This is a genomic window from Streptomyces sp. NPDC012508, assembly GCF_042902595.1.
In the GTDB taxonomy this organism is placed as follows: Bacteria; Actinomycetota; Actinomycetes; order Streptomycetales; family Streptomycetaceae; genus Streptomyces.
On record NZ_JBIBEO010000011.1, the window covers coordinates 253,730 to 274,787 of the forward strand.

At 71.9% G+C, this 21,058-nt stretch carries 17 protein-coding genes; 6 read left to right on the top strand and 11 right to left on the bottom strand.

Annotated features, from left to right (window positions below; all coding sequences use genetic code 11):
- The first annotated feature begins 17 nt into the window (after positions 1-17).
- Complete coding sequence (locus ACFY8U_RS33185) at positions 18-236, top strand: hypothetical protein (RefSeq protein WP_361671695.1); 219 nt, start codon at positions 18-20, stop codon at positions 234-236.
- Positions 237-324: 88 nt separating this feature from the next.
- Here ACFY8U_RS33185 and ACFY8U_RS33190 read toward each other — a convergent pair whose 3' ends face one another.
- From ACFY8U_RS33190 to ACFY8U_RS33215, 6 genes are all read right to left on the bottom strand, one after another.
- Positions 325-1,896, bottom strand: a complete 1,572-nt coding sequence (locus tag ACFY8U_RS33190) for an APC family permease (protein ID WP_389575889.1) — start codon at positions 1,894-1,896, stop codon at positions 325-327.
- 294 nt (positions 1,897-2,190) lie between these two features.
- Entirely contained in the window at positions 2,191-3,642 is a 1,452-nt protein-coding gene (locus tag ACFY8U_RS33195; RefSeq protein WP_361600724.1) for an aldehyde dehydrogenase family protein, read from the bottom strand.
- Entirely contained in the window at positions 3,639-5,378 is a 1,740-nt protein-coding gene (locus tag ACFY8U_RS33200; protein ID WP_389575890.1) for an amidohydrolase family protein, read from the bottom strand. The genes ACFY8U_RS33195 and ACFY8U_RS33200 overlap by 4 nt, the downstream gene beginning before the upstream one ends.
- Before the next feature lie 258 nt (positions 5,379-5,636).
- Positions 5,637-6,761 (bottom strand): LLM class flavin-dependent oxidoreductase, encoded by a 1,125-nt coding sequence (locus ACFY8U_RS33205; protein ID WP_389575891.1) that lies wholly within the window; start codon positions 6,759-6,761, stop codon positions 5,637-5,639.
- A gap of 108 nt (positions 6,762-6,869) precedes the next feature.
- Positions 6,870-7,631 carry an SDR family NAD(P)-dependent oxidoreductase gene (locus tag ACFY8U_RS33210; RefSeq protein ID WP_389575892.1) on the bottom strand — a complete coding sequence of 254 codons (762 nt, stop codon included), beginning with the start codon at positions 7,629-7,631 and terminating at the stop codon, positions 6,870-6,872.
- Between the two features lie 13 nt (positions 7,632-7,644).
- Positions 7,645-8,565: an LLM class F420-dependent oxidoreductase gene (locus ACFY8U_RS33215; protein ID WP_389575893.1), complete on the bottom strand. Its 921-nt coding sequence runs from the start codon at positions 8,563-8,565 to the stop codon at positions 7,645-7,647.
- Positions 8,566-8,772: 207 nt separating this feature from the next.
- Between ACFY8U_RS33215 and ACFY8U_RS33220 the strand changes: the two genes are divergently transcribed.
- Entirely contained in the window at positions 8,773-9,645 is an 873-nt protein-coding gene (locus ACFY8U_RS33220) for a hypothetical protein (protein ID WP_389575894.1), read from the top strand.
- Positions 9,646-9,700: 55 nt separating this feature from the next.
- On the opposite strand, the gene ACFY8U_RS33225 is transcribed toward ACFY8U_RS33220, so the two are convergent.
- Positions 9,701-10,918: an amidohydrolase family protein gene (locus ACFY8U_RS33225; protein ID WP_389575895.1), complete on the bottom strand. Its 1,218-nt coding sequence runs from the start codon at positions 10,916-10,918 to the stop codon at positions 9,701-9,703.
- A 155-nt stretch (positions 10,919-11,073) separates the two neighbouring features.
- Between ACFY8U_RS33225 and ACFY8U_RS33230 the strand changes: the two genes are divergently transcribed.
- The 3 genes from ACFY8U_RS33230 (at position 11,074) to ACFY8U_RS33240 (ending at position 14,947) form a co-directional block, all read left to right on the top strand.
- Positions 11,074-14,037: a BTAD domain-containing putative transcriptional regulator gene (locus tag ACFY8U_RS33230; RefSeq protein ID WP_389575896.1), complete on the top strand. Its 2,964-nt coding sequence runs from the start codon at positions 11,074-11,076 to the stop codon at positions 14,035-14,037.
- 202 nt (positions 14,038-14,239) lie between these two features.
- On the top strand, positions 14,240-14,416 hold the full coding sequence (locus ACFY8U_RS33235) for a hypothetical protein (protein ID WP_389575897.1): 177 nt from the start codon (positions 14,240-14,242) through the stop codon (positions 14,414-14,416).
- A gap of 342 nt (positions 14,417-14,758) precedes the next feature.
- Positions 14,759-14,947, top strand: a complete 189-nt coding sequence (locus ACFY8U_RS33240) for a hypothetical protein (RefSeq protein WP_389575898.1) — start codon at positions 14,759-14,761, stop codon at positions 14,945-14,947.
- Here the strand turns inward: ACFY8U_RS33240 and ACFY8U_RS33245 are convergent, their stop codons facing one another.
- Both ACFY8U_RS33245 and ACFY8U_RS33250 read right to left on the bottom strand, forming a co-directional pair.
- Positions 14,948-16,516 (bottom strand): sensor histidine kinase, encoded by a 1,569-nt coding sequence (locus ACFY8U_RS33245; RefSeq protein ID WP_389575899.1) that lies wholly within the window; start codon positions 16,514-16,516, stop codon positions 14,948-14,950.
- A 7-nt stretch (positions 16,517-16,523) separates the two neighbouring features.
- On the bottom strand, positions 16,524-17,207 hold the full coding sequence (locus ACFY8U_RS33250) for a response regulator transcription factor (RefSeq protein WP_361600691.1): 684 nt from the start codon (positions 17,205-17,207) through the stop codon (positions 16,524-16,526).
- A 93-nt stretch (positions 17,208-17,300) separates the two neighbouring features.
- Between ACFY8U_RS33250 and ACFY8U_RS33255 the strand changes: the two genes are divergently transcribed.
- Entirely contained in the window at positions 17,301-18,737 is a 1,437-nt protein-coding gene (locus ACFY8U_RS33255; RefSeq protein ID WP_389575900.1) for a DUF2079 domain-containing protein, read from the top strand.
- Here the strand turns inward: ACFY8U_RS33255 and ACFY8U_RS33260 are convergent.
- Positions 18,688-19,341 carry a hypothetical protein gene (locus ACFY8U_RS33260; protein ID WP_389575901.1) on the bottom strand — a complete coding sequence of 218 codons (654 nt, stop codon included), beginning with the start codon at positions 19,339-19,341 and terminating at the stop codon, positions 18,688-18,690. The two genes, ACFY8U_RS33255 and ACFY8U_RS33260, sit on opposite strands and share 50 nt — an antisense overlap.
- 97 nt (positions 19,342-19,438) lie before the next feature.
- Positions 19,439-20,989, bottom strand: coding sequence for a FadD3 family acyl-CoA ligase (locus tag ACFY8U_RS33265; protein WP_389575902.1), 1,551 nt, complete (start codon positions 20,987-20,989; stop codon positions 19,439-19,441).
- Positions 20,990-21,058 lie beyond the last annotated feature (69 nt).

Below are 21,058 nucleotides of genomic sequence, written 5' to 3' on the forward strand. Positions count from 1 at the left end.
CGCTCGTTGGTGGGGGCATGAAGATGATCCGCAACCTGGCCCTGACCGGTCTCGCCCTCGCCGGGAGCATCGGCGCCGCCGGGTCCGCCGCCGCCGACACCATGGACCTCGGCAACGCCAACCTTCCGTCCGTCGTCCCGCTGAGCGGCCTCCTGGACCCCCAGGAGAAGCCGGCCTCGGCGGCAGGGATGCCCGCCGCCAACGCGACCGTGGAGGGGCTGCTCCCCGGGCGCTGACCGGGGCCTACGACGAACGAGGTGGCGGGACCGGAAGACGGTCCCGCCACCTCGTTCCTCGTGGACTCAGGGGTTCACGTCCGCGGTGTCAGTCCGCGACCACCAGCGACGGCGTCTCCTTCGTGAGCACCTCGCCGCGGAAGAACGCGGGGCTCCGGCGCTGCATGACCAGCATGATCACCAGGCCGACGAGCAGCAGCCCGACACCGATCACGAAGACCGAGCCGACGCCGAGGACCGAGGAGCCGCTGCCGTAGGCCGGGTCCCACATGTCGTACAGCGTCTTGCCGAAGACCGCGGTGAGCAGGACGCCGCCGAGGACCGGGCACAGGCCCTTGTAGACGAAGTCCCGGCCGGAGCGGAAGAGCTCCTTGCGGAAGTACCAGGCGCAGGCGAAGGCGGTCAGCGAGTAGTAGAAGCAGATCATGAGGCCGAGCGCGTAGATCGTGTCGACCAGGACGTTCTCGCTGACCAGGGTCATCACCGTGTAGAAGACACCGGTGGCGACGCCCGCGATGATCGTGGCCTTGCCCGGCACCTTGAAGCGCGGGTGGACCTTGGCGAAGGACGCGGGGAGCGCCTCGTACGTCGACATCGCCAGCACTGTGCGGGCCACCGGGATGAACGTCGTCTGGAGGCTGGCCGCCGCCGAGGCGAGGACGGCGATGAAGAGCAGGATGCCGAGGGCCGGGCCCATGACCGGGCCGGCGAGGGCCGCGAAGACGTTGTCGGAGGTCTCCGGGTTGGCGAGGCCGAGGCCGCTGTCGCCGGAGCCGACCGCCATCTGCGCGGCGACGCCGGTGGCGAGGTAGGAGCCGACCAGGACGACCATCGCGATGAGCGCGGCGCGGCCGGGGGTCTTGGCGCTGCCCGTGGTCTCCTCGTTGGTCGCCATGCAGGCGTCCCAGCCCCAGTACATGAAGATCGAGAGGGACAGCCCGGCCGTGAAGGCGGCGAAGGACTGGACGGCGAACGGGTTCATCCACTCCCAGGAGAAGGAGAGCCCGGTGTCGAAGGAGCCGCTGCCGGCCTTCTGGAAGGCCATCGCGACGAAGAGCGCGAGGACGACGAGCTGGAGGCCGACGAGGGCGTACTGCACGCCCTTGGTGGCGGTCATCCCGCGGTAGCTGATCGCGGTCGCGAGGGCGATCAGCGCGAGGCAGGTGAGGATGTGGACGGCCTTGTTGTCGTCCAGGGCGGAGATGGACTCACTGCCGGTGATCTCCCCGGCGAGGAGCCAGAAGTACGAGGTCGCGACGCCGGCCAGGTTGGACAGGACGATGATCGTCGCGATGACGAGGCCCCAGCCGCACATCCAGCCGATCCGGGGGCCGAAGGCCTTGACCGTCCAGGTGAAGGAGGTGCCGCAGTCCGGCATCACCCGGTTGAGCTCCCGGTACGCGAAGGCGACGAGGAGCATCGGGAGGAAGCCCGCGAGGAAGATCGCGGGCATCTGGAGCCCGACCTCGCCGGCCGTGGAGCCGAGCGTGGAGGTCAGGCAGTAGACGGGGGCGACCGTCGAGATGCCGATGACGGCACTGCCCATCAGCCCTACGGAGTTTCCGCCGAGGCCCTTGGTACGTACGCCCTGGCTCTCACCCGAGGCGGTGACGCCCCTTACCGTGTCTCCGGCCTGGGGCCGTGCATCCACCTGAGTCATGAACAGGACGTTAAGTGCTGCGGTTTCCACATCCGGAGGAGCTGACTCCAGGACGTGAGGCGATCTTCACCTTGCATTGAGAGGGCGACAAGACCCTCTCGGCATTGATTGAAAGATCGACCATGCGTTGACACCGACCGATTGGTAGGCGTCTCAGAGACCGTCCGATATGCGGGAACCGCAGCCCTGCCCCAAATGTCCGTTTCCAAATTTTCCCGAAGAATTTTCCGGGCCGCGCGGGGACGGGGTGCGGCCGGCGCCGGGGCAGGGTTCGGCCGGGGGCCGGGGCGGGTGTCAGCCGGGCCAGACCACCGCCTGCGTCTCGCTGTACGCGTGCAGCGCGTAGGACCCCACGTCCCGCCCCACACCGCTCTTCTTGAACCCGCCGAACGGCGCCTCCATGTTCCGTCCGATGGTGTTCACCCCGACGCCGCCCGCCCTCAGCCGGGCCGCGATACGGAATGCGCGGGCCACGTCCCCCGACCACACGTAGTCGAGCAGCCCGTAGTCGCTGTCGTTCGCCAGCGCGATCCCCTCCTCCTCGTCGTCGAAGGGGACGACCACGACGACCGGGCCGAAGATCTCCTCCCGGACCACCCGCATGTCGTTCGTGCAGTCCGCGAGCAGCGTCGGCGCCACGTAGAAGCCGCGCTCCATGGCCGGGCGCTCACCGCCCGCGACCACCCGCGCGCCCTCCTTCCGCCCCAGCTCGACGTACGCCTCCACCCGGTCACGGTGCGCCGCCGAGATCACCGGGCCGACCACCGTGCCCTGCACCGTCGGATCGCCGACCTTCATGAAGGCCAGATAGCCGGTGAGCTTCTCGATCAGCTGCTCGTAGATCCCGCGCTGGGCGAGCACCCGCGTCGGGGCCGTACAGATCTGGCCGCTGTAGAAGGAGAAGGTCGTGCCGATCCCCATCACTGCGGAGTCGAGGTCGGCGTCGTCGAGGACCAGCGCCGCGCCCTTCCCGCCCAGCTCCATGAGCTGCCGCTTCAGCGCCCGGCCGCATACCTCGCCGATGCGCTGCCCGACGGCCGTGGAACCGGTGAAGGAGACCATGTCGACCGCCGGCGAGTCGACGGCCGCCTCACCGACGGCGGTGCTCGTCCCCGTGACGACGTTGACGACGCCCGCGGGGACGCCGGCCTCCTCCAGCGCCCGGGCCATCGCGAACACGGAGAGCGGGTCCTGCGGGGCGGGCTTCACCACGACCGTGTTGCCCATGGCGAGCGCCGGGGCGACCTTGCCGGCCGGATTGGCCCAGGGGTTGTTGTACGAGGTGATGCAGGTGACCACCCCGACCGGGCGGCGCACCGCGACCGCGCCGAAGACCCCGGCCTTGCCCATGGGTCCGGCCTCGTTGATCTGCGGGGGCAGCGCCTGCTCGACCGGTTCCAGGGCGCCGCGCGCGTACCGCCGGAACCGGGAGGAGCCGACGGCGACCTGCATGCCCCGCGCCGTGCCGGTGGTCGCGCCGGTCTCGGCCTGCGCGAGGACGGTGTGCGCGTCCGCGTCGCGGGCCATGAGGTCGGCGGCCCGGTCGAGGATCGCGGCCCGTTCCTCCGGTTTCGTACGGGACCAGGCCGCGAAGGCCTCCCGGGCGGCGTCCGCCGCCTCGTACACCTGGTCGCGGGAGGCTTCGGGCGCGAGTCCGACGACCTCCTCGGTGGCCGGGTTCACCACCTCGTAGTGCCCGCCGTCGGGCTCGACCCACTCGCCGCCGATGAACAGTCGCTGCGTCACCTGGTGGACACCGTCCTCGTGTCGCGGCCCGAGCGCAGCACCCTGCCGGGGATCGCGCCGGTCACCTCGTCGTCGCGGATGGTCTCCACGCCGTTGACGCGGACGGAGACGACGCCGATCGCCCGCGAGTCGAGCCGGGGGCTGTCCCCGGGCAGGTCGTGCACCAGGGTCGCCGGGCCCGCGTCGATCCGCTCGGGGTCGAAGAGGACCAGGTCGGCGTGGAACCCCTCCGTGATCCGCCCGCGCTCGCGCAGCCCGAAGAGCCGGGCCGGGTCGTCGCTGAGCATCTTCACCGCCTGCTCCAGCGGGACCAGCTTGCGGCCGCGCAGGCAGTCGCCGAGGAAGCGGGTGGTGTACGGGGCGCCGCACATGCGGTCCAGGTGCGCACCGGCGTCGGAGCCGCCGAGCATCACGTCCTCGTGCTCCCAGGTCTCGCGGCGCAGCGCCCAGGAGGCCGGGTCGTTGTCGGTGGGCATGGGCCACAGCACGGTCTTCAGCTCGTCGTTGGCACAGATCTCGACGAGGCACTGGAAGGGGTCCTGGCCGCGTTCGGCGGCGATGTCGTTCACGACCCGTCCGGTGAGGCCCTCGTTCTCGCGGCTGTAGGTGTCGCCGATGACGTACCGGCCGAAGTGCGCGAGGCGGCGGAAGACGCCGGCCTCCTTGGAGTCGGCGCGGCGCAGCATCTCGGCCCGGACGTCCGGGTCGCGCAGCTTCGCGATCCGCTCGGGCACGGGAAGCGCCAGGATCTCGCCCCAGCCCGGGATGAGGTTGAGGGCGCAGAACGTGCCGAGCGACATGTTCATGGGGGTGAGGATCGGCATGGTGAGCGCGACGATCCGGCCGCCGGACTTGCGGGCGCGCTCGGAAGCGACGAGCTGGCGTGGGACGCGTTCGGGGACGGTGGCGTCGATGGTGAGGACGTTCCAGTTCAGGGGGCGTCCGGCGGCGGCCGTCATGTCGACGAAGAGGTCGATCTCCTCGTCGGAGAACTGGTCGAGGCAGCCGGCGAGGATCGCTTCGAGCTGCGTGCCCTCGTGTTCGCCGACCGCCTGGGAGAGCGCGATCAGCTCGGCGGGGGCGGCGTGCCGGGAGGCGACGGGGGCGCCGTCGCCGTCGGAGTGGGTGGACGACTGGGTGGTGGACAGGCCCCAGGCGCCGGCCTCCATCGCCTCGTGGAGCAGCGCCGTCATCCGGTCGAGCTGCTCGGGCGTGGGCTGCCCGCCGACGGCCTCGGCGCCCATCACGTACCGGCGCAGTGCGCAGTGCCCGACCATGAAGCCCGCGTTGACGGCGATCCGTCCTTCGAGGGCGTCGAGGTACTCGCCGAAGGAGGACCAGCTCCAGTCGACGCCCTCCTCCAGGGCCTTGAGGGCCATGCCCTCGACCTTGGACATCATGCGGCGCGTGTAGTCGGCGTCCTCGGGCCGGTCCGGGTGGAGGGGCGCGAGCGTGAAGCCGCAGTTGCCGCCGGCGACGGTGGTGACGCCGTGGTTCATGGAGGGGGTGGCGAAGGGGTCCCAGAAGAGCTGGGCGTCGTAGTGGGTGTGGGGGTCGACGAAGCCGGGGGCGAGGACGAGACCGGTGGCGTCCTCGGTGGTGCGGGCCTCTTCCTGGACGCCACCGGGTTCCGCGATGACGGCGATGCGGCCGTCGCGTATACCGACGTCGGCGACGTAGCCGGGGGCGCCGGTCCCGTCCACGACGGTGGCGCCCTTGATCAGGTGGTCGAGCATGGGGTCCCTTCCTTCGTACGGGAGCTCAGTGCGGGGTCCGGGGGCACAGGTCCGAAGACCGCGGGGGCCCTCGGGCGTGGTGCCCACCCGTTCCTCCCCCTGGGGCTTCGCCCTGGGGGGGGACCCCCGAGCGGAGCGGGTGCCCACAACGGGGTGCGGGCCCCGGTCGGGGACGGGGCAGCCGGCCGCGGCTACGACGTCCCCGACCGGGGCCCGTCGGGACGGTGGTCCGGGAAGACACCGCCCCGGTACGGGGGCCTACTCTCCGGCCTGCTGCCGGAAGCGGGTCGTGCGGTGGACCGGGTCCGTGTCGATCTTGGGGATCACGTGCTCACCGATCAGCTTGATCGTGTTCATCGTGTCCTCGTAGCTGATCCCGATCGGCAGCCCGAACGACAGCTGGTCCGCGCCCGCCTGCTCCCAGCGCTTGCACTGGCGCAGCACCTCGTCCGGGTCGCCGCAGATCATCAGCTCCTCCGCGATGAGGAGTTCGATGATCTCCGCGCTGTACTCGGGCAGCAGCTCCGGCCACGCGGGGATGCCCTCGGGGCGGGGGAAGGTGTCGTGGTAGCGGAAGAGCAGCGACTGCAGGTAGTTGAGCCCGCCGCCCACCGCGATCTCGACGGCCTTGTCGTGCGTCTCGGCGCAGATCGCGGTCGAGGTGACCATCACGTTGTCGTTGACGAAGTCGCCGACCGCCTTGGCCTCCTTGATCGCGGTCTTGTACGACTCGACGACCCACTCCATGTCGGAGACCTTCTGCACGCTGAAGCCGAGGACGCCGAGCCCCTTCTTGCCCGCCATCGCGTACGAGGACGGCGAGCCGGCCGCGTACCACATGGCCGGGTGGGACTTCCCGTACGGCTTGGGCAGGACCTTGCGCGGCGGCAGGGACCAGTGCTTGCCCTGGAAGCCGACGTACTCGTCCTGGAGCCACATCTTGGGGAACTCGGCGATCGTCTCCTCCCAGATCTCCTTCGTGTGGTTCATGTCGGTGATGCCCGGCATGAACCCGAGGATCTCGTGGGAGCCCGCCCCGCGCCCCGAGCCGAACTCGAAGCGGCCCTGGGAGAGATGGTCGAGCATGGCGACCTTCTCGGCGACCTTCACCGGGTGGTTCACCGGCGCCAGGGGGTTGAAGATGCCGGAGCCGAGGTGGATCCGGTCGGTGGCGTGGGCGAGGTAGCCGAGGTAGACGTCGTTCGCCGAGAGGTGCGAGTACTCCTCCAGGAAGTGGTGCTCGGAGGCCCAGGCGTACTTGAACCCGGACGTGTCCGCCTGGATGACGTACTCGGTCTCCTCCATCAGTGCCTTGTGCTCGGCCTCGGGATCGGTCTCGGCACGCTTGCCGACGTATCCCTGTACGAAGATCCCGAATTCCAAGGGGGTTCACCGTCCTCGTTGTTTCTGACGTATCGTCAGATTCTCGATGTGCCCGAATTTCGCACCGCGCGGCAGGTGCGTCAATACCTGATGGAGCGTCAGAAACGGTCAGAAGAGCTTCACGCCCGCCAGCCAGCCGCCGTCGATGACGAACGGCTGCCCGGTGATGTACGACGAGTCGTCGGCGGTCAGGAAGAGCGCGAGCGCCGCCACCTCCTCGGGCTTCCCGATCCGCCCCATCGGAACGAGCTGCCGGTACAGCCCCGCCGTCGCCTCCGGATCCACGCCCTCCGGGTTGCTCATCGGGGTGTCGATCGCCCCCGGGCAGACCGCGTTGACCCGGATCCCCTTGGCCGCCAGCTCCAGTGCCGCGACCCGGGTCAGCCCGAGCACGGCGTGCTTGGTGGCCGCGTACGCACCGACGCCCGCCATGCCCGTCAGACCCGTGTACGAGGCGGTGTTGACGATCGTGCCGCCGCCGGCCGCCTCGATCTCGGGCGCGACGGTACGGATCCCCAGGAAGCAGCCGACCTGGTTGACCGAGACGATCGCCTGGAACTCCTCCAGGGGCGTGGAGACCAGCTCGTTGAAGCGCAGGATGCCCGCGTTGTTCACCAGGCCGTCGATCCGCCCGAAGCGCTCCTTGGCGACGGCGACCGCCGCCGTCCAGTCCTCCTCCCGCGTGACGTCGAGGTGGACGTAGACCGCCCGCTCCTCCCCCAGCTCCTTGGCCAGCGCCTCGCCGGGGGCGTCGAGCACGTCGGCGAGGACGACCCGGGCCCCCTCGGCGGCGAAGAGCCGCGCCTCCTGCTCGCCCTGTCCGCGCGCCGCGCCCGTGACGACGACGACCCGCCCGTCCAGCTTGCCCATGTCCGCCAACTCCTCAGCTCAGGTGGGGGGCGACCTCGGCGGCGAACGCCGCCATCTGATCGGTGAGTTCGGTACGGCTCCGGGAGCGGAACCGGACCTGGATCTGGTGCACGCCCATCGCGCCGTACGCGTTCAGCGACTCGGCCAGGGCCTCCGGCTTGCCCGACAGCGTCCGCCGGCCGACGTCCCAGCCGGCCTCGCCGACGTACAGCGCCTCGACGATCGCCCCGACGGTGATCGGGTCCTCGATCCCGGCCTCCTCGCGCAGGGCCTTGAGCCGGGCGATCTGGGCGGGGAGCTCGGCCCGCGGGTCGCCCTGGGGCAGCCAGCCGTCCCCCTTGAGGGCGGCCCGGCGCACGGCGGCCGGCGAGGATCCGCCGACCCAGACGGGCACATGCTCCTGGGCGGGCCGGGGCAGCTGGCCGAGGTCCTTGAAGGCGAAGCGCTCGCCCGCGTGCTCCGGGTACTCCTCCGGGCCGAGGGCCGCCCGCAGCGCGTCGATCGTCTCGTCGAGCACGCCCCCGCGCCCGGCGAAGTCGGCCCCGACCGCCTCGAACTCCTCCTGGACGTGCCCGGCCCCGACCCCCAGGACCAGGCGGCCCCCGGAGAGGTGGTCGAGCGTCGCGTACGCCTTGGCGGTCACCAGGGGGTGGCGCAGGCCGACGACGGCGACGTGCGAGAGCAGCCGGACGCGCTCCGTGGCGGCGGCCAGGAAGGAGAGCGTGGCGACCGGGTCGTACCAGATCGTGCTCATGGGCCCCGCGAGCCGGCGCGGGATGGCGACGTGGTCGCAGCTCGCGATGTAGTCGAATCCGGTGCGGTCGGCGACGCGGGCGATCTCCACCAGGTCGGCGGGGCCCGCCGCGGCCTCCCAGGGCTCGGCGTAGAGGGTGCTCTGCGACTGGACCGGGAGCTGCATCCCGTAGACCACCATGGTGGACCCCCTATGGATCTGACGATTCGTCATATCGATGAGTGGCCCTCATGCTCGCTTCTGACGATTCATCCGACAAGAGGTGTGCGGGGACGCGGTGCCGGAACCGTCCCGGGCCTGTCTCAGGCACGTAACCGGCTGAGTGCCCCCTACAGCCGTCTCCGTACTCCCCGGCGAAGGCAACGCACACCACACACAGGGGGAACCATGAACACCCAGCGCTTCGGGATGATCGCCGCCGTCACCACGGCCGCCGCCCTGCTGCTCACCGCGTGCGGCGGCACCGAGGACAAGGCCTCCGGCAAGCCCGCCGGGAGCGCGGCGACCGGGACCGGGAACGCCGGGTCCGGCACCGACTCCGCCGCCTCCGAGTTCGACTTCCTCAGCGGTACGGCGAAGCAGAACAACGCGCAGCCGAAGACCGGCGACTGGGCGAACGCTCCGGGCAAGCCCCAGAAGTGGGTCCAGCTGAGCGCGGCCCGGGCGGGCGCCCTCGACCCGGTCGTCGTCAACGGCGCGGGCTTCACGCTCTACCGCTTCGACGACGACACCGCGAAGCCCTCCCGGTCCACGTGCAACGACGCCTGCGCCACCACCTGGCCGCCGGTCGTCGTCGCGCCGGGCGGGCGGATCTTCATCGACGGCGTGAAGAAGTCGGACGTGGGCGTGGTCAGGCGTGACGACGGCAACCTCCAGGTCACCATCGGCGGCTGGCCGGTCTACCGCTTCGCCAAGGACCTGCGTCCCGGCGACACCAACGGGCAGGGCGTCGGCGGCACCTGGTTCGGGGTGACCCCGGACGGCAGGAAGGCGGGCGGCGGCTCCGCGCCCACCGGGGGGAACAGCAGCGTCACCCTCTCCGAGGAGAAGAACTTCGGCGACCCCTCCGAGGGCCTGGCCGGCACCGGCTGCCAGAACGTGGGCCGGAACGACCGGGCCTCCTCGCTCCAGGCGAGCGGCACGGTGAAGATCTGGACGGAGAAGGACTGCAAGGGCACGTCGAAGTCGGTGAGCGGCAGCATCGCCGACCTCGCGTCGATCGGCTTCGACGACACGATCTCCTCGGTCCGCCTCGGCTGAGCCGTACGGCCCGGCGGCCGCACTCCACGACGGGGTGCGGCCGCTCGCCGTCGCGTCACGGCACCCAGAGCCCGTCCGCCGTCAGGCCGAGCAGCCCGATCGCGTTGCCGCGCACGATCCGCTCCACGACATCCGGTGCCAGGTGCCCCATCTGCGCCTCGCCGACCTCGCGCGACTTGGGCCAGGTGGAGTCGGAGTGCGGGTAGTCCGTCTCGTAGAGGACGTTCCCGACGCCGATCGCGTCCAGGTTCTTCAGGCCGAAGGCGTCGTCGAAGAAGCAGCCGTAGACGTGCTCGCCGAAGAGCTCCGACGGCGGGCGCAGCACCTTGTCGGCGACACCGCCCCAGCCGCGGTTCTCCTCCCAGACGACGTCGGCCCGCTCCAGGATGTACGGGATCCAGCCGATCTGCCCTTCGGCGTACATGATCCTCAGATTGGGGAACCGCTCGAACTTCCCGCTCATCAGCCAGTCCACCATCGAGAAGCAGCAGTTGGCGAAGGTGATGGTGGAGCCGACGGCGGGCGGCGCGTCGGCCGAGGTGGACGGCATGCGGCTGGAGGAGCCGATGTGCATCGCGACGACGGTGCCGGTCTCGTCGCAGGCGCGAAGGAACGGGTCCCAGTGGTCGGTGTGGACCGACGGGAGCCCGAGGTGGGGCGGGATCTCGGAGAAGGCGACGGCGCGGACCCCGCGGGCGGCGTTGCGCCGCACCTCCTCGGCGGCGAGTTCGGCGTCCCAGAGGGGTATGAGGGTGAGCGGAATCAGCCGCCCACGGGCCTCGGGCCCGCACCACTCCTCCACCATCCAGTCGTTGTACGCGCGGACGCCGAGCAGACCGAGCTCGCGGTCGCTCGCCTCGGTGAAGGTCTGCCCGCAGAAGCGCGGGAAGGTGGGGAAGCAGAGCGCGGACTGGACGTGGTTGACGTCCATGTCGGCCAGCCGGTCGGGGACGCTGTACGAGCCGGGGCGCATCTGCTCGTAGGTGATGACCTCGAGCTTGATCTCGTCCCTGTCGTAGCCGACGGCGGTGTCGAGCCGGGTGAGCGGCCGGTGCAGATCCTCGTACACCCACCAGTCGCCGATCGGGCCGTCGTCGCCCTTGGCGCCCATGACGGGTGCGAACTTTCCGCCGAGGAAGGTCATTTCCTTCAGGGGCGCGCGGACGATCCGGGGGCCGGTGTCGCGGTACCTGGACGGGAGCCGGTCCCGCCAGACGTGAGGCGGCTCCACGGTGTGGTCGTCCACCGAGATGATCTTCGGGAAGGTCTCCATGCGTTTCACGGTAGCGCTGATCTGACGACCCGTCAGCTCCTTGGTCGGCCGAATCATGTGGCAGGACTTGTGCAGACAGTGACCCGATGCTGACGCATCCCCTCCGGGCAAGGCAGACTGTCAGGGGCGAAACCAGCGGTACGGCAGGGGGAGCTATGGACCGTGAGAACGGCCCGCACGTTCCGGAGCAGCGAGCTCCGCTGACAGGTCGCGTCCGCACGGACGACCTGCGCTTCAGCGTGCTCGGCCCGGTACGCGCCTGGCGGGACGGCACCGCCCTCCCCTCGGGCTCGCCCCAGCAACGGGCCCTGCTCGCCGCGCTGCTGCTGCGCGACGGGCGCACGGCGACGGCCTCCGAACTGATCGACGCCATCTGGGGCGACGAGCCGCCCTCACAGGCACTCGCGGCGGTACGGACGTACGCCTCGCGGCTGCGCAAGATCCTCGACACCGGGGTCCTGGTCAGCGAGTCGGGCGGCTACGCCATCCGTACCGCCGACGCCGGCGCCATCGACCTGAACGTCGCCCAGGAGCTGGCCGCCGAGGCCGACAAGCTGCGCGGCTCGGGCGACCGCGCGGCGGCCAGGTCCCGGCTGAACAAGGCCCTCGGGCTGTGGGACGGCGAGGCGCTGGCCTCCGTACCGGGGCCGTACGCCGAGACCCAGCGGGTACGCCTGGAGGAGTGGCGGCTCCAGCTCCTGGAGACCCGGCTCGACATGGACCTGGAGGCCGGCGCGCACGCGGAGGCGGTCTCCGAGCTGACCGCGCTCACCGCCGCCCACCCGCTGCGGGAGCGTCTGCGCGAACTGCTCATGCTCGCCCTCTACCGCAGCGGCCGGCAGGCCGAGGCGCTCGCCGTCTACGCGGACACCCGCCGGCTCCTCGCCGACGAGCTGGGCGTCGACCCGAACCCGGAACTCTCCCGCCTCCAGCAGCGGATCCTCCAGGCGGACACCGAACTGGCCCGCCCCGTCGAGGAATCGGCTCCGGCGCCCGCCGTCGCCCGGCCCGCGCAGCTCCCGGCGACGGTCCCGGACTTCACCGGCCGCAACTCCTTCGTACGGGAGCTGGGCAAGCGACTGGCCACGGCGGAGGGCTCCGTGATGGCCGTGTCCGCGCTGGCGGGCATCGGCGGCGTCGGCAAGACGACGCTCGCCGTGCACGTGGCGCACGAGGCACGGCCGCACTTCCCCGACGGGCAGCTCTACGTCGACCTCCAGGGCGCGGGCTCCCGTGCCGCGGCACCCGAGACGGTCCTCGGCGCGTTCCTGAGGGCCCTCGGCACGCCCGACTCCGCTATCCCGGACTCGCTGGACGAGCGGGCGGCGCTGTACCGCTCGACGCTGGACGGCCGGCGGGTCCTCGTACTGCTCGACAACGCGCGGGACGCGGCCCAGATCCGCCCCCTCCTGCCGGGCACGGCGGGCTGCGCGGCGCTGGTGACCAGCCGCATCCGGATGGTGGACCTGGCCGGGGCGCACCTGGTGGACCTGGACGTCATGTCGCCCGAGGAGGCGCTCCAGCTCTTCACCCGGATCGTCGGCGAGGAGCGCGTCTCGGCGGAGCGGGAAGCCGCCCTCGACGTGGTCGCCGCGTGCGGCTTCCTGCCGCTGGCGATCCGTATCGCCGCCTCCCGGCTGGCAGCGCGCCGCACCTGGACGGTGGCCGTCCTGGCGGCGAAGCTCGCCGACGAGCGGCGCCGCCTGGACGAGCTCCAGGCCGGCGACCTCGCGGTCAAGGCCACCTTCGAACTCGGCTACGGCCAGCTGGAACCGGCCCAGGCCCGCGCGTTCCGCCTCCTCGGCCTGGCCGACGGCCCGGACATCTCCCTCGCGGCGGCCGCGGCCGTCCTCGACCTGGAACTCCACGACACGGAGGACCTCCTGGAGGCGCTCGTCGACACCTCGCTCCTCGAATCGGCGGCCCCGGGCCGCTACCGCTACCACGACCTGGTGCGGCTCTACGCGCGTGCGTGCGCGGAAAGGGACGAACAGCCCCCGGTGGAACGGGAACTGGCGCTGTCCCGGCTGCTGGACTTCTACCTGTCCACGGCGGCCCGCGTGTACGCGATCGAGCGTCCGGGGGAGCGCGTCCTCGACCACTTCGAGCGCACCCAGTATCCCGGTCTCGCCTTCGACACGCAGGAAGCCGCCCTCGACTGGCTGTTCACCGAGGCCGACGGGCTCCTCGCCTGCGCCCGCCAGTCCGCCGGCATCGGCCTCCTCCGGCGCGCCGCGGACCTCCTCATGGCAGCCGTCGACCTCGCCGAGTCGGGGGCGAACACGCACCAGTTCGCGCAGGCGGCCACGGCCGTGAGCGAGGCGGCCGCCAAGGCGGGGGAGATGCGGGCGGAGGGCCGGTCCCGGACGATGCTCACCCATGTGCACAGCACCTCGGGCCGGTTCGGCGAGGCCGCCGACGAGGCCCGCCGCGCGCTGGAGGCCGGCCTCGCGGCAGGTGACCCCGTCTCGTCGGCGCAGGCCCCCAACCAGCTGGGGATCATCGCGCTCTACGAGAGCCGGCACACGGACGCGGAGACCCACCTCTCGCAGGCGCTCGCCGCGTTCCGCGCGGACCAGAACAGGCCCGGGGAGGCCAGCGCGCTGTGCAACCTGTCCCGGGTGCACCTCGCCATGGGCCGGATCACCAGCGCGGTCGAGCTGGCACGCCAGGGGATCGCGATCTACGAGTCGTCCGACGACGGTCTGCCGCTGCGTCTCGCCAACGGCAAGTACGCGCTCGGCCTGGCGCTCACCGAGGCGGGCGAGACCGGTCAGGCGCGCGCCGTCCTCACCGAGGCGCTGAGCGTCTTCCAGGAGAGCCGGCAGAAGCTGTGGCACGGCATGACGCTGTTCCGGCTCGCCGAGGTCAATCTCGCCGAGCGCAAGTCCGCCTCGGCGGCCTCCCACGCGGAACAGGCGCTCGCCGTACTGCACGGGATCGGTGGCGAGTGGCGGCGGGCCAACGTCCTGACGGTGCTGGGGCGCGGGCTGTCGGCGCTGGGTCAGATCGACCGGGCGCGGGTGTGCTGGCGCGAGGCGCTCACGGTCTTCGAGGAGCTCGACTCCCCCGAAGCCACGGGCGTCCGCGCGCTGCTGCACCCGGCCGCGGTTGCGTGACCGCACCAGGCCGTTCATCAATCGTTTATCGCCGCACGGCACTCTCATGTGTGTCGATCCGCCGCGTCGGGGGGCAGACGGATCGCGATGAGGCCCCACCGTTAGGGTGATCGGCCCTGGACGTCCCACCCGGCGATCCACGGGGGAATCGCCGGGCGGGCGTCGCTCTCGCCACGTCCATCAGCTACAGGAGATGACCTTCATGGCCGACAACCTCAAGCCCACTGACGCCCACGCCACGGGCGAGGAGATCACCACGCTGGGCGACGCGCACGCGACGAGCGAGCCGATCAAGCCGCTGGACGCCCACGCGACGAGCGAGCCCGTCAAGCCCGTCAAGCCGCTTGACGCCCACGCGACCGGTGAGCCCATCAAGTAGCGACCCGGGCCGGCCCACGGGGGAACGAGGGGCCGGCTCGCGACGGGGGACGGCCCCGGCGGCGCCATCGGGGGAGCTGCCGAAGCCGTGACTGTCCGAAATGCCGACGCGCAGGGCTCGGGGGACGTCCGACGGCCGGGGGGACCGGTCGGACAGGGCCTGACGCGCGCGGCGCGCCGGACAGCGAAGAGAGGGGCCGGGCATCCGCCCGGCCCCTCTTGCGTGCGCTACGAGATCTTGGCCAATCCCTGGCCGGAACGGCACGCAACCATCGAACCGGCGTTCGCGTTCGCGCAGGCTGGAACGGCACGTCCGTCCGCTTTCCCATCCAAGGAGTTGCTCATGTCCCGCACCCAACGCCTCCTGGCCGGAGCCTTCGCCGCCGCGGCGCTCGCCGTCGGCACGGCGACACCGGCCCTGGCCGACTGCCACGCCACGAGCACCGGCCCCCAGGACTTCCACGCCACGAGCACCACCCCCGAGGACTTCCACGCCACGGACACCGGCCCGCAGGACTTCCACGCGACCTGATCACCGGCCCGGAGCGGCCCCACTGGCCCTACCGGGCACGCTGGCCCCACCGGGCACGCTGGCCCCACCGCCCGGACCATCACCCGCCTTCATCGCGAGCAGCGCCGCGTCACACACCGGCAGCGACGTCACCAGCCTCGCGCCCCGCTCGCTCCGCCCCACCGTCAGCGTCCCCCCGTGGCGTGTCGCGATCTCTCTCGCGATCGGGAGGCCCAGGCCCGCGCCGCCCGCCGCGCGGGTGCGGGACTCGTCGAGGCGGGTGAAGCGGTCGAAGACGCGGTGGCGGTCGGCGGGCGGGATGCCGGGGCCGTCGTCCACGACCTCCAGGACCGCGGTGCCGTCGCCGGTGGCGACCGTGACGGTCACCGTCGAGTCGGCGTGGCGGCACGCGTTGCCGAGAACGTTGCGCAGCAGGCGCTCCAACTGACGTGCGTCGCCGCTGACATACGCCCGGGCGCCCGACTCGCACGTCAGCTTCAGGTTCGCCGCCTCCGGAAGGTGCTGGTGCTCCCGTACGAGATCCTCCGCGAGCGCCGCCAGGTCGACCTCCTCCCGCGCACGGTCGCGAGGGCGGGTTCCGTCCATGCTCGCCAGCAGCAGCAGGTCGTCCGCCAGCGCCTGGAGCCGTACGACATCGGCCGCGGCGTCCTCCACCGCCGTCGCCCAGTCGACACCCTCGGGGTGCCGGAGCGCCGATTCGAGCTGGGCGCGCAGGGCCGCGAGCGGGCTGCGCAGTTCATGCGCCGCGTCGGCGACGAACTGCCGCTGGCGCACCGAGGCGTGCTCCAGCCGGTCGAGCGTGTCGTTCGTCGTCCGGGCCAGCCGGCCGATGACGTCGTCCGTCGGCGGGACCGGGACCCTCCGGTCCAGGGAGTGGCCGGCGATGTCCTCCAGCTCCCGCCGGATCGCCTCCACCGGCCGCAGCGCACGGGCCGCAGCCATGTGCACGAGGATCCCGGTACACAGGGCGACGAGGGGCACCCCGGTGGTCAGGCCGATCCAGAGCACCTCGTCGATGTTCTGCTGCGGGCCCTCCACCCTCGCCTGCCGGAGCAGATACACCCCGCCCAGGCACAGCACCGCCGTCGCGCCCGCCGCCGTCAGGACGAGGCGTCCGCCGAAGGAGACCCGGCCACCGCCCCTCCGCGACGCGGTCCACACCGCCGCCGCCGTCAGCACCCCGGCCGACGGACCGATGAACATCAGGCCCCAGCGGAAGGCCTCTTCGGCGACGAGCCACGGCTTGACCGGGTTCTCCTGCACGAGCCAGGACACGTACACGCCGTACAGCACTCCCGACGTCGCGCCCGCGGCGAGCGTGGTCCGGATCCGCACCGCCCTGGCGCGGCCCCGCGTCGCGAGGCCGCACACCACCGCGACGCCCACCGCTCCGACCAGGAACCCCGGCCAGGCCAGCAGCTCGATCTGGGGACCCACCCGGTCCGTGGTGAATCGCTCCGGGCCCTCCGGCTCCCTCGGGCCGAAGCGGCCGTCCGCGTACTCCAGCCACCCCACCGCCGCCACCACGACCAGCCAGGCCGCCGCCCCCGTGGCCCACACCGCACGCATCCGGTACTCACCCACCCGCGTATCCCGACACCCGGTACCCGCCGCCCCGCACCGTCTCGATCGTCTCCGTCCCGAAGGGGACGTCGACCTTCCGGCGCACGGCGCTGATGTAGACCTGCACGATGTTCGGATCGCCGGTGAAGTCCGCCGACCACACCTCGTCGAGGATGTCGAGCTTGGTCACCACCTCGTCCATACGCTGCATCAGCGTCTGCAGGACGGCGAACTCCTTCGGAGTCAGCGCGATCACGCTCGCCCCCCTGCCGCACGCCCGCCGGGCGGGATCCAGCCAGAGGTCCCCGCACTCCAGCACCGCGGACCTGACGCGCGACCCGCCCCGGCGCAGCAGCGCGCGGAGGCGGGCCTCCAGGACGACGTACGAGAACGGCTTGGCCAGGTAGTCGTCCGCCCCGGTGTCGAGGCCCTCTGCCTCGTCGTACTCGCCGTTCTTCGCGGTCAGCATCATCACCGGCACCTCGATGCTCTCGGCGCGCAGCCGGGAGCAGACCTGGTAGCCGTTGAGCCCGGGCAGCATCACATCCAGCAGGACGGCGGCGTAGCGGTGCTCCCGCGCCAGGTGCAGGCCCGTCACACCGTCATGGGCGACGTCGACGGTGTAGCCGACGGCCGACAGACCACGGCGCAGCGACGCGGCGAGCCGCTCCTCGTCCTCGATCACCAGCAACCTCATGCGGCGAGTATCGCCTCCGCGCCGAACAGGCAGCTGAGGAAATCCTCAGCGTCCTTCACCCGGTCCTCAGGGGTCGAAGGCCAGGGTCCCCTGATGCACTCGCCGCTCGCTCAGGCCACGGCTCCGGCCACGGCCCACGCTCCCCGCCCCGCGGCCCCCCGCCGGTCCCGCACCGCGCCCGGGCTCGTCGCCACGGTCGTCCTCGTCCTCCACGCCGCCTACTCCCTGCGCGAGCACCGGCGCTTCGGCACCACCGGCTACGACCTCGGGATCTTCGGCCAGGCCGTCCGCGCGTACGCCGACCTGTCGCTTCCCGCGTCCGAGATCCGTACGGCGACGGCCCCACCGGGCTTCACGGGCGACGCGTACCCGCTGCTCGCCGACCACTTCCATCCCGTCCTGGCCGTGCTGGGACCGCCCTACCGCCTCTTCCCGCACGTCGAGACGCTGCTCCTCGCCCAGTCGGGGCTCATCGCGCTCGCGACGTACGTCGTGTCACGCGCCGCCCAGCGCCACCTACCGTGGCCGGGCGCGGGTGTGACCATCGGCCTCGCGTACGGCCTGTCCTGGGGTCTCCAGCAGCTCGCCGGCTTCGACTTCCACGAGGTCGCCTTCGCCGTACCCCTGCTGGCCCTCGCCTGTCGCGCCCACCTCGACGGCCGCTGGGTCGCCGCCGCCCGCTGGGCGGGCTGTCTCGTGCTCGTCAAGGAGGATCTGGGCGCCACCGCCGCCGTGTTCGGACTGCTGCTGATCCGGCGGCACCATCGGCGCGCCGGTCTGGCTCTGGGTGTCTTCGCCGTCGCGTCCACGGCGCTCGTCGTCTGCGTCGCACTGCCCGCGTGGGCCCCGGACGGCCGCTACGGGTACCTCGACCAGCCGTACCCGTACGGGATGTTCGACGGATGGCCGGCGAAGTCGCTCACCCTTCTGATGCTCCTGGCCGTCACGGCCGGCCTGGTCGTGCGCAGTCCGCTCGGCCTGCTCCTGCTGCCCACTCTGGCGTGGCGGCTCACCTCCCCCAACCCGGCCTACTGGGGCCCGGAGTTGCACTACTCGGCGCTGCTCATGCCGATCGCCTTCGCCGCCCTGATCGACGTCCTGCGCCGTGGTGTACGACTCCCCCACGCCGCCCCGCTGCTCGTGGCGCTGCTGCTCCTGCCGGGCCAGCCGCTGCGCGACCTGGCCCGGCCCGGGTTCTGGCAGGACGGCCCGCGCCAGGTCGCGGCCCGCGCCGCGCTCCGGATGGTCCCCGACGGCGCCCGCGTCGCGGCGAGCAACAGCCTCGCGCCCCACCTCACCGACCGCGCGCGGGTGTATCTGGTGGCCGAGGGGGTGCTCGACCGGGACGCTCCGGTGGACTGGATCGTGGCGGACACCCAGGACGCCTTCCCGCCCGGCGCGGTCGAGGCCGTCCTGAGGCGGGCGGAAGGGGCCGGGTGGCGGCGGATCCGGGCGGAGCACGGCATCGTCGTCCTCCGGCTCAACGCGCGTACGAGCCCAGGCCCACCAGGCAGTACACGTACTCGTTGATCGTCGCGCCGTTGATCGTGTAGCGGTGCGAGAAGGCGTACTGCGTCTTCGGGTTGGCGTTGCAGCGGTTCAGGTCCGAGGTCAGCGGGAACGTCTGGATCACCCGGTAGTGCGCGTCCGACGCCGAGCAGTCGACCTCGTCGATGTCGCTCACGCTCTGCGCCGTCGTCGAGTCCGGGAGCGTGCCGTTGAGGCAGGTGCCCTTCGTGTACGGGTCCGGCGGGGCCTCCGTCGTCGTGGTGGGGGCCGGGTCGGTCGTGGGGAACGGGGACGGGGTCGCCGTCGTGGTGACCGCGGGCGAACCGGCCGTCGGCGCCCCGTCGTCGCTGTCGTCCGTCAGGACCAGGGCCGCGATCACCGCGCCGATCACTCCGAGCGTCACCAGGCAGCCCCACGGACTCGCCTTGCGCGCCGGCTGGGCCGGGCCGGCGACCTGGATGCGCAGGAGCACCGTGCTGTTCCCGACCTGCGCCGGAATCAGGTCGCCGTCGCGGCACGGCGGGATCTGGAGGTGGGCGGGGCCGGTCGGCAGGGTCAGGGTCAGGCTCACCCCCGTCGCCGCCTGCTGCGGGGTCAGGGTTATGGGGAGTTGAGGAGACGACACCGGCTGCTCCAAGGGAAGACGAGGACAACGGGACGCGGGACGCCGTGCGTTGCGGATTGTTCCCGGCCCGCCCGGCCTGAAGGCGGCGTTCCGCCGGTCAGCGACGGAGTTGTGACCTCAGCACCCCCTTCACCACCTTCCCGCTCGCGTTCCTGGGCAGCTCCTCCACGAACTCCACCTCCCTCGGGACCTTGAAGTTCGCCATCTCCCGCCGCGCCCACGCGATCAGGTCGTCCGCCGTGACCCTCGCCCCGGGCCGCCGGACCGCGAAGGCCTTCCCGACCTCCCCCAGCCGCGGGTCGGGCACGCCGATGACCGCCACGTCGGCGATGTCCGGGTGGAGCCCGATGAGTTGCTCGATCTCCGCCGGGTAGGCGTTGAAGCCGCCGACGATGAACATGTCCTTGATGCGGTCCGTGATCCTCAGATTGCCCGCGTCGTCCAGGACCCCCACGTCGCCCGTGTGGAGCCAGCCGTCCGCGTCGACGGCCCGCGCCGTCTCCTCCGCGTCCTCGAAGTAGCCGCTCATCACGTTGTGGCCGCGCACCAGGACCTCGCCCGCCGCCGAGAGCCTGACCTCCGTGTCCGGGATCGGCCGGCCCGAGGTCGTCGCGATGACGTCCGCCGGGTCGCCCCTGCGGCACATGGTGACGATGCCGCTCGCCTCGGAGAGTCCGTACGCCGTGAGCACCGTGCCCACCCCGAGCTCGCCGCGCAGCCGCTCCACCAGCCGCAGCGGGACGACGGCCGCGCCCGTGACCACGAGCCGCAGGGCGGAGAGGTCGTACGAGGAGCGCGCCGGGTGGTCCAGGAGCGACTGGTGCAGGGTCGGCGGTCCCGGCAGGACCGAGATGCGTTCGGCGGCGATGTTGGCGAGGGCCGTGTCCACGTTGAAGACGGACTGCGGGACCATCACCGCTCCGCGCATCAGACAGGCGATGATCCCGGCCTTGTAGCCGAAGGTGTGGAAGAACGGGTTCACGATCAGATAGCGGTCGCCCTCGCGCAGGCCGGCGAGCTCCGACCAGATGCCGTAGCAGCGCAGTGTCTGCGCGTGCGTGATCACCGCACCCTTGGGGGCGCCGGTCGTCCCCGAGGTGTAGATGATGTCCGAGGGCGCGGCGGAGTCGATCGTGGCGGCCCGGGCGCGGACCTCCGCCGAGGAGACCGCCTCCCCCTCCGCCAGGAAGTCCTTCCAGGTCGTGTAGTCCTCGGGTGCCGCGTCCGCGAGCACCACCACCCGTTCCAGGTCCGGGAGTTCGACCCCGGCGCGGCGCAGGGAGGCGACGTACGAGGTGCCCAGGAAGGTCCCGGTGACGAAGAGCAGCTTCGCCCGGGAGCGGGAGAGCACGTACGCGGCCTCGGTGCCCTTGAAGCGGGTGTTCAGCGGGACGAGCACCGCGCCCGCCGTCACCGCCCCGAGCGCCGAGACGATCCAGTCCAGCGTGTTGGGCGCCCAGATCGCGACCCGGTCGCCGCGCTCCACGCCCGCGGCGAGGCAGGCCGCGGCCGCACGCTCGACGCGCTCGCCCAGCTCCTCGTACGAGACGCGGGTTCGGCCGTCGACCACCGCCTCCGCCGTCCCGTACCGTTCGGCCGCCGAGCGTACGAGCCCCGCTATCGAGCCCCATTCCAGGTCGCCGCGCATCGCAGTCCCTTCCGCCGCACCTGTAGCTGACTATCCGTCAGATTAGCTGTACCCTGACGCGCTGTCAGC

What these genes read in the sequence shown, in the direction of transcription:
- ACFY8U_RS33240 (WP_389575898.1), top strand. Translation starts at nt 14,759, where the DNA reads ATGTCCCGCACCCAACGCCTCCTGGCCGGAGCCTTCGCCGCCGCGGCG.
- ACFY8U_RS33225 (WP_389575895.1), bottom strand. Translation starts at nt 10,918, where the DNA reads ATGGAGACCTTCCCGAAGATCATCTCGGTGGACGACCACACCGTGGAG.
- ACFY8U_RS33265 (WP_389575902.1), bottom strand. Translation starts at nt 20,989, where the DNA reads ATGCGCGGCGACCTGGAATGGGGCTCGATAGCGGGGCTCGTACGCTCG.
- ACFY8U_RS33220 (WP_389575894.1), top strand. Translation starts at nt 8,773, where the DNA reads ATGAACACCCAGCGCTTCGGGATGATCGCCGCCGTCACCACGGCCGCC.
- ACFY8U_RS33190 (WP_389575889.1), bottom strand. Translation starts at nt 1,896, where the DNA reads ATGACTCAGGTGGATGCACGGCCCCAGGCCGGAGACACGGTAAGGGGC.
- ACFY8U_RS33185 (WP_361671695.1), top strand. Translation starts at nt 18, where the DNA reads ATGAAGATGATCCGCAACCTGGCCCTGACCGGTCTCGCCCTCGCCGGG.
- ACFY8U_RS33235 (WP_389575897.1), top strand. Translation starts at nt 14,240, where the DNA reads ATGGCCGACAACCTCAAGCCCACTGACGCCCACGCCACGGGCGAGGAG.
- ACFY8U_RS33210 (WP_389575892.1), bottom strand. Translation starts at nt 7,631, where the DNA reads ATGGGCAAGCTGGACGGGCGGGTCGTCGTCGTCACGGGCGCGGCGCGC.
- ACFY8U_RS33215 (WP_389575893.1), bottom strand. Translation starts at nt 8,565, where the DNA reads ATGGTGGTCTACGGGATGCAGCTCCCGGTCCAGTCGCAGAGCACCCTC.
- ACFY8U_RS33230 (WP_389575896.1), top strand. Translation starts at nt 11,074, where the DNA reads ATGGACCGTGAGAACGGCCCGCACGTTCCGGAGCAGCGAGCTCCGCTG.
- ACFY8U_RS33255 (WP_389575900.1), top strand. Translation starts at nt 17,301, where the DNA reads ATGCACTCGCCGCTCGCTCAGGCCACGGCTCCGGCCACGGCCCACGCT.
- ACFY8U_RS33250 (WP_361600691.1), bottom strand. Translation starts at nt 17,207, where the DNA reads ATGAGGTTGCTGGTGATCGAGGACGAGGAGCGGCTCGCCGCGTCGCTG.
- ACFY8U_RS33245 (WP_389575899.1), bottom strand. Translation starts at nt 16,516, where the DNA reads ATGCGTGCGGTGTGGGCCACGGGGGCGGCGGCCTGGCTGGTCGTGGTG.
- ACFY8U_RS33200 (WP_389575890.1), bottom strand. Translation starts at nt 5,378, where the DNA reads ATGCTCGACCACCTGATCAAGGGCGCCACCGTCGTGGACGGGACCGGC.